7 protein-coding genes are annotated in these 7,543 nt (G+C 65.1%); 1 reads left to right on the top strand and 6 read right to left on the bottom strand.

Annotation, left to right across the window (positions count from 1 at the left end):
* Window positions 1–45 precede the first annotated feature (45 nt).
* From ACFORO_RS22010 to ACFORO_RS21985, 6 genes are all read right to left on the bottom strand, one after another.
* Window positions 46–672 (bottom strand): esterase/lipase family protein, encoded by a 627-nt coding sequence (locus tag ACFORO_RS22010; RefSeq protein WP_377874451.1) that lies wholly within the window; start codon window positions 670–672, stop codon window positions 46–48.
* A gap of 75 nt (window positions 673–747) precedes the next feature.
* Window positions 748–1,488 carry an ESX secretion-associated protein EspG gene (locus tag ACFORO_RS22005; RefSeq protein WP_377874449.1) on the bottom strand — a complete coding sequence of 247 codons (741 nt, stop codon included), beginning with the start codon at window positions 1,486–1,488 and terminating at the stop codon, window positions 748–750.
* 8 nt (window positions 1,489–1,496) lie between these two features.
* A complete protein-coding gene (locus ACFORO_RS22000) occupies window positions 1,497–2,960 on the bottom strand; it encodes a hypothetical protein (protein WP_377874447.1) in 1,464 nt (487 codons plus the stop codon).
* A gap of 3 nt (window positions 2,961–2,963) precedes the next feature.
* A complete protein-coding gene (locus ACFORO_RS21995) occupies window positions 2,964–3,608 on the bottom strand; it encodes a DUF3558 domain-containing protein (protein WP_377874445.1) in 645 nt (214 codons plus the stop codon).
* Window positions 3,605–4,078, bottom strand: coding sequence for a hypothetical protein (locus ACFORO_RS21990; protein WP_354745366.1), 474 nt, complete (start codon window positions 4,076–4,078; stop codon window positions 3,605–3,607). Before ACFORO_RS21990 ends, ACFORO_RS21995 begins: the two co-directional genes overlap by 4 nt.
* A gap of 498 nt (window positions 4,079–4,576) precedes the next feature.
* Entirely contained in the window at window positions 4,577–5,734 is a 1,158-nt protein-coding gene (locus tag ACFORO_RS21985; RefSeq protein ID WP_377874443.1) for an acyl-CoA dehydrogenase family protein, read from the bottom strand.
* A gap of 119 nt (window positions 5,735–5,853) precedes the next feature.
* Between ACFORO_RS21985 and ACFORO_RS21980 the strand changes: the two genes are divergently transcribed.
* A complete protein-coding gene (locus ACFORO_RS21980; RefSeq protein ID WP_377874441.1) occupies window positions 5,854–7,527 on the top strand; it encodes a class I adenylate-forming enzyme family protein in 1,674 nt (557 codons plus the stop codon).
* Window positions 7,528–7,543 lie beyond the last annotated feature (16 nt).

Raw genomic sequence — 7,543 nt, 5'->3', positions numbered from 1 at the left:
CTCCACTAGAATAAAAGAAGAAACCATCCGTGGCTTACACGGAAATCATGACAGGGTCACTCCCACCAGGTCACGCGCGGGCGGAATCGCCTGGATCGCGGTCAGCAGGCCGAACAGGTTGGTGCCGTAATTGGACGGAGACAGCCCGATCAGCTTGCCGATCTTGCTGGCGCCGCCGAGGTACTTGATCCAGTAACGCGGGTTCATCCCGCCCTGCGAATGCCCGACGACGTCGAGCTTCGAAGCCCCCGTCGCCTTCAGAATCTTGTCCCCGAAGGTCGCCAACTGGCCCGCGGTCCCCGCCACCGGCCCGACCGTCTGCAGGAACGCCCCCGGCGACCCGCCGAAGTTCCCCGCGAACACGCAGTACCCCGCGTTGGCGAGCTTCTGGGACAGATTCGCCCAGTTCTCGTACGCGTTGGCCGTGGTGCCATTGGACAGCAACACCGGGTTCGGATGCTCGGCGGAGGGTTTGCAGTTCCAGTCGTTGGCCCCCGGCGGCGCGATCGTCGGCTGCCCGACCGAGTAGATCGCCGCGGCGATGATGTTCGGCTGCACCGGCCCGGTCGGTTCTTTCCCGGTTGCCCCCGATGCCACCGCGGTGCCGCCGCCGAGCGCGACCACCGTCGCCGCCAGGAGGACCATGCCTCGTCCGAACGCGCGTACGCCCATACCGTTTCACCTCTCTGTGAACCCGACGCATTGGTTAACGCGGAACACGAGAAAGGGAAACGCGGTTACTAGTTTTTATCGCAAGCCGGCGAGCGTTCGATCCACCGCATCGATCAAGGACGCCCGGTTTCCCGGGTAGACGCTGATCCGCGCGGCGCCATCCCTTGTGCTCTGGAAGCTCAGCACCCGCCCCCGCCCGCTGAGGTCGATGACCGACAACGGCGAGCTGTACCGGCGCCCGCCCGTCTCGTCCCGGACCGCGGCATGCAACTGATGCACCGCGTCGCGCGGCGCCCGCATCAGATACCGCAACTCGTCCGCGTCGCCCCCCTCCTCGGCCAGCGGATCGGCACTGCCGCCCCCGTCGTAATACTCCCGGCTGACCTGCATCGCCCGAACCGCCGCCGGAGGACAGTCCGGCATCGCCATGACCAAACAAGCCGCCAACTCGCGGGGTGACACCGGGTCAAGCTGGACAGATTCCGCGTCCGTAATCAACCGCACGGCTTCTTGCCCGTTTGCCGCAACGAGAATCGCCCCGTTGTCCTCTTGGTGAGTGCCGAAGTCAGTCCACCCGTACACCTCATGCCGCGCGGTAGCGAGCAGCTTTAACGTGCCACGCAACGCTTCCGCCGCTGTTTCGCCAAGCTGCGCAAGAAGATCCCGTGTCCGCTTCGCCCTTTCGGCCGCACCTTCCTCGGTCAAGTACATCGGGGTGTCCTCAACCACCACCGGCGCTTTCCCAAGGCCCTCAGCGTGCCAAAGCGCCAAAAACACCGGCCGCGGCATCCGCAACGGCCTGTCGATGATCGTCATCGAACCCCTCAACCACCAATCGTCGGGGGTGTCGGGGGCAGCCCAGTGCGCGGATCGAGGGCCCGCTCGCCGTTCTCGTCGACGAGAGAGAACGCGGAGTCGTCTTCGATTCCGTACTTGCGCTGGTGTTCTTTGTCTTCCTCGCCTTTGCCTTTTCCGCCGCCGGCCATGCCACCCATCCCCGGGCTCCCCTTGGCTCCAGCCGCACCCTTCCCCGCCGCGGCTGCCGCTGCGCGGCCCTCTTCCCCCGCACCCACTCCGGTGCCCGCTCCTGTGCCTACGCCCGCGCCCCCGCCAAGCCGCGCCGCGATCCCTCCGCCACGACCACCAGTTCCCGCTTCGCCGCCCCCACCGAGCGGCCCAAACCCGCCGGGTGCCCAGCCGCCAACGCTGTTGTTGCTGCTGCTACCGCCCCCAGTCCCCCAGGAGGTCGGCGTCGACGGTGTCCAATTGGACCCTCCGACCCGATCAACCGACGGCGGCGTCCACCCAGACGTCGACGTCCCGTCGGTGCTCCCCGGGTACGTCCCGCCGCTTCCCGCACTCCCTGGATGGAACGGCACCCCGCCAGTTCCGCCAACCGCCCCACTGCTCCCCGCACCACTGCTGCCAGGCCCAGCGGCCCCAGGCCCACTAATCCCCGGCCCGCTCGTCCCGGACCCACTAGTCCCAGGCCGACTGGTCCCGGCCTCGCTGCCTCCCGGCCAGTTCCCAACCCCGCCACTGGCCCCAGGCCCACGCCCCGGCCCACCAGAATCCCGCCCCGGCCCCCGGTAAGCCTTCTCGTGCTTACCCTTCGCGTGATCGCCACCAGAATCGATCTTGAGATTCTGCCCGTCGAACCCGGAAACCTGACCATAATTGCTATTCAGCCCCTGACCGTTGGTCTTGGCCTGGTCCGCGTACTTCTGATACCGCTCAACGTTGTGGTTAGCCGCCGCGTTGTACTCGTTGATCTGCTTCTCGGTATCGGTGTCCCACGGAGTCCCCTGGTCCCAAAGATTCTTGTGCGGGGGTGTCGGTGGCATCGACTGCAGCGCGATCTTCATATCGTTGTAGCCGTGCGTGGTGTCGACCAGCTTCTGTCCATTAACGACATAAGCCTGCGCAGAGGTAGCCGAGGCATCAGACAAGGGTCTGAGCCTCGCGCGAGCCGCATCCGCACCGTCACCGGTCCAGACAGATTCGAGCATGGTGGTGATCTGCTGGGCGTCGTCGCTGTTCTGGTTGTGCTCCTGGATCATCTTCTGAACCGTGGAACTGCCACTGTCCCACGACGATGTCCCCGGCCCTTGCTGAACCTGCTGCACAATCGCCGGAGCCGGAACGGCTTGGTCGCCGAGGTTTCCGTGGTAGAAGTCGGAAAACCAACCACCGGCGTCCTTGAGCCGGTCATTGACCCAGTCATCCGCGTCACTGATACGGTCGCCAATCCACTTGGCTCCGTCACCGATGAAGTCGAAGAACCCCACCGGTCACGCACCCGCCTTCTGCTTCAGATTGGTGACGACCATTCCAGCGACCTGCGTAGCGGCATCACATGGATCATGCTGTGCGCCGACCTTCGCCGGGCTGAGATTAACCGAAACACCAACGGTATATTTGTCACTAATGCCGACACTTACTTGACAAAACGACTTGGATCCTTCGGTGCTATACGTTGAGTGGGCAACCGCCGGAAGTCCCTGAATAGGCGAAAGGGGACGCCACACCGTAGACTGCGGTTTCGTATTCGCATAAACCGCACTCAGTCCGTCCGTCACCTTGGTGACATAAATTACGCTTACGCCAGCACCGACATCACTGTTGATCCAATGACACTGCGCACCGAGTTCAGGCTTGTCGTCATGTTCGCCCCGCGGTTTTTGAGTCAGAGCCGCGCCCACTTGATCCGGGGTGAGCGCACTATCGCACGGATGCGCCGACAGCACCGAATCCGGCAATGGATTCTCGACCTTCGGGGCACCTGCATAAGGCAGCGTCTTCCCTGTGCCCGAGGGCGAGACTGGAGCGCTTACCGAAGCGGGAGACCCACCCGACCCCGAACCACCTGAACATCCCGAAACGCACGCGACTGCCGCGACCACACCAGCAGCCACGGCAACGAACTGCGCCTTCATCCGACAATCCCCTTGCCCTGACCACCACTGCCAACATTCTTCACGTCCGCAGCCGCTTGACCGTCCGACTCGTGGACTATGCCCATGGCCTTTTCTAATCGGCCGATCAATTCCACCATATAGCCGTACACCTGCTCATTCGAGTCTTTACCCGCAGCGAAGGTCTTGACCGCCTGCTGATTGAACCCGATGCTCCCCGGATCCTGCGCAGGCGGCGTAAGCAGTGTTAACGCTTCGGCGCTCGACCTCATCTTCATGGCATTGTCGCGAAGTCGCTTCGCCCGGTCGAGCAGTGAACGCGCCTCATCTGGACTCAAGGTGAACCCGGCCCCAGCCTGCGTGGCAGATGCGACAGCAGCAGCGTCCGACACCCCTTTGGCCACGTTCATCGCCGCACCCACGACGGTGATCGGCAGCCCGGTCAACCACCCCGTCGTTTCTATCGCTTTCCCTGGGTCGTTCTCAGCCATGCCCACCCTCCCGTGCACCGCGCACCACCTCTTGACCAGGCAACCAGTCCTGAGGCCCCTCCGACTGTCACTGTAACCACCTGCTCACAGCGAGGTGACGGAAACTGACAAACTCACCCCACTGTGCACCGGACCCGAGCAGAGGCGACCGTGGCGCAAAGACAGCGAAGCGCCACATGGGTCACGCACCCGCCCGTGCTTCAGGTTGGCGATGGCCATGTCCGCTACGGTTGCTGCGGCGTCTTCCCAGTAGCTGAGCCAAGATCCGGGGCTGGCGTAGGGCTTCCGGAACACCCCGCAACGAACGCAGCTCCTGCCACCGCAGCAGCGGTCAAACTAGCGAAGCGCACCTTCATTCGACAGTCTCTCCCCTGCGACGTCAAAGTCTCCCGGTCGTAACTGTAGCCAGTCACGCATCCGGAAACGGCAAGATCGAGCACAAGAAGAGCCCCGCCACCCGACCTGGGTAGCGGGGCTCTTCAGGGAGCCGTCGGGAGTTCAGCCCTTCAGCAGGGACCGCGCCATTACGACCTTTTGGATTTGGTTCGTGCCTTCATAAATCTGCGTGATCTTCGCGTCGCGCATCATTCGTTCGACTGGGAAGTCTCGGGTGTAGCCTGCGCCGCCGAACAATTGCACTGCGTCCGTGGTTACCGACATTGCTACGTCAGACGCGTAGGCCTTGGCTGCCGACGCGGTGAAGCTGGCGCGCTTGTCTCCGCGTTCGGAGGACGCTGCGGAGGCGTACACCAGGTGGCGGGCGGCTTCGATTTTCGTTCCCATGTCGGCCAGCATGAACTGGATTCCTTGGAATTCCGCGATTGCCTTGCCGAATTGCTTGCGTTCCTTGACGTATGCGACGGCTGCGTCCAGGGCGCCCTGGGCGATTCCGAGGGCTTGCGCGCCGATGGTCGGGCGGGTGTGGTCCAGGGTGCGCAGGGCGGTTTTCAGGCCGGTTCCTGGTTCGCCGATGATGCGGTCCGCGGGGATGGTGCAGTTTTCGAAGTAGATCTCTCGGGTTGGGGAACCCTTGATGCCCAGCTTCTTTTCCTTCGGGCCCACCGAGAAGCCTGGGTCGTCCTTGTGCACGACGAACGCGGAAATGCCGTTGGCCTTCTTTTCCGCGTTGGGATCGGTTACGGCCATCACCGTGTACCACGACGATTCGCCGGCGTTGGTGATCCAGCATTTGGTGCCGTTGAGGACCCAGTGGTCGCCGTCGAGGCGGGCGCGGGTGCGCATTGACGCGGTGTCCGAACCGGCCTCGCGCTCGGACAGGGCGTAGGACGCGGACGCTTCGCCCGCTGCGATGGACGGCAGGACCAGCTTCTTCAGTGCTTCCGAACCGGACAGGATGATCGGCTGGGTGCCCAGCTTGTTGACCGCCGGAATGAGCGATGCCGACGCGTCGACGCGGGCGACTTCCTCGATCACGATGCATGCGCCGATGGCGTCGGCGCCCTGGCCGTCGTATTCCTCTCCGATGTGGACGGCGTTGAAGCCTGCCTTGACGAGCGCTTGGTTGGCCTCGACCGGATAGCGCTCCTGTTCGTCGACCTCCGCCGCGTACGGGGCGATCTCCTTTTCGGCTAGAGCCCGGACCGCGGCGCGCAGTTCCTCGTGCTCTTCGGCCAGCTGATACAGGCCCTCGGCCACCTTCAGTCACCTCTTCTGCAGCGAAACGGGAGAAAGTCCCCCGATGTTAGCCCGCGTTCACACCGAACGCGGCGGCTCGCTGCTTGTGTCCTCGGCCTCACGGTTCGTATGGTCACGTGATGGCTGCCACTGCGTCGACCCCGCCGCCCGGATTGCCCGCTTCTCTTGACTACCCCCGGGTGCCGATAGGTTCGGTGCTCGCCGGTGCCGCGACGCGCTACGGCGATCGCGTCGCGTTCGCGATGGGCGACGACCAGCTCACGTTCGCGCAGACCTGGCAGGCCGCCTGCCGGTTCGCGCAGGCGTTGCTCGCGCGCGGCATCGGCCGGGGCGACGTGGTCGCCGTGCATCTGCCGAACTGTCTCGCGTATCCGATCGCCTACCACGGCATTCTGCTGGCGGGGGCGACGTTCAGTCCGACGAATCCGCTCCTCCCGCCGGATGACCTTGCCTTCCAGCTCACTGACTGCGGGGCCGCTGCGGTGGTGACGTTCGGGCCGGTCGCGGGCACGCTCGCGGCGGTCGCTGGCCGGATTCCGGCGCGGCTCACGATCGTCGTCTCGCCTGCTGGCGAGCTCGGCGAGGGGAGCGTGGAGTTCCGCGAGTTCTTCGCTGACCAGCCTGCGACCAGGCCTGACGTGGCGACCGATGTGGACCACGACCTCGCGCATCTCGCCTACACGGGTGGCACGACTGGGCGGTCCAAGGGCGTCGAGCTCACGCATCGCAACGTCGTCACGAACACGCTGCAGCACACGTGCTGGTCGTCCGGCTCGGTACCGGCGCTCGACGCGAACGGCGACCTGACGATCGACCAGGTCGGCAGCCCGGACGAATGGCCGACCCGGCTTGGCACCGGCACCGCGATCAACTTGACGCCGTGGTTCCACGCGATGGGCGTGATCGCGGGGCTCAACGGTCCGCTGATGGGCGGTGGCACGACCGTGCTGCATGCCCGGTTCGATCCGGCGGCGTATGTCGCGGACGCTGAGCGACTGCAGGTCACGACTATCGGCGGCGCGCCCGCGCTGTTCGCGGCGTTGCTGGCGACGCCTGCGTTCCACACTGCCGACCTGTCGTCGGTGCGCAACATCGGCTCCGGCGCCGCGCCGATGAGCCACGAGATGATCCGTGCGCTGCACCAGCGGTTCCCTGACGTCGTGATCGCCGAGGGATACGGGCTCACCGAGGTGACGATGGGCGCGGTGATCTCGCCGAGTTACCGGTCCGGCGTGCGCAAGGTCGGGTCGGTCGGCAGGCCGATCTTCGACACTGAGGTCAAGCTCGTCGCGGACGGGAGCGAGGAGCCGTTGCCGCCGGGGCAAGAGGGCGAGGTGTGCTTGCGCGGGCCGCAGGTGATGCGCGGGTACCGGAACCGTCCGGAAGAGACCGCCGCCGCGCTGGTCGACGGATGGCTGCACACCGGCGACATCGGCGTTTTGGACGAGGACGGCTATCTGTCCATTGTGGATCGCAAGAAGGACATGCTGCTGTACAAGGGGTACAACGTCTTTCCGCGTGAATTGGAGGAGCTGCTGAGCGCGTCGCCGGGCGTGCTATCGGCGGCGGTGGTCGGGCGGCCCAGCCCGGAGGTCGGCGAGCTGCCGGTGGCGTTCGTGGTGCGTCGGCCGGATTCCTCAGTGGACGCCGAGCAGCTGATGGCGGCGGTGAACGAGAAGGTTCTGCCGTACAAACGCTTGCGGGAGCTGCATTTCGTGGCGGAGATCCCGGTCTCGGCGGCGGGCAAGGTGCTGAAGCGCGAATTGCGGAAGCAGCTGCCTGACCCGGCTTGAGCCTGGAGGCGAGTGC

The organism is Amycolatopsis halotolerans (assembly GCF_042647905.1).
In the GTDB taxonomy this organism is placed as follows: domain Bacteria; phylum Actinomycetota; class Actinomycetes; order Mycobacteriales; family Pseudonocardiaceae; genus Amycolatopsis; species Amycolatopsis halotolerans.
The sequence above is the reverse complement of the archived record's forward strand: the minus strand, read 5'-3'. Positions and strand labels throughout refer to the sequence as shown.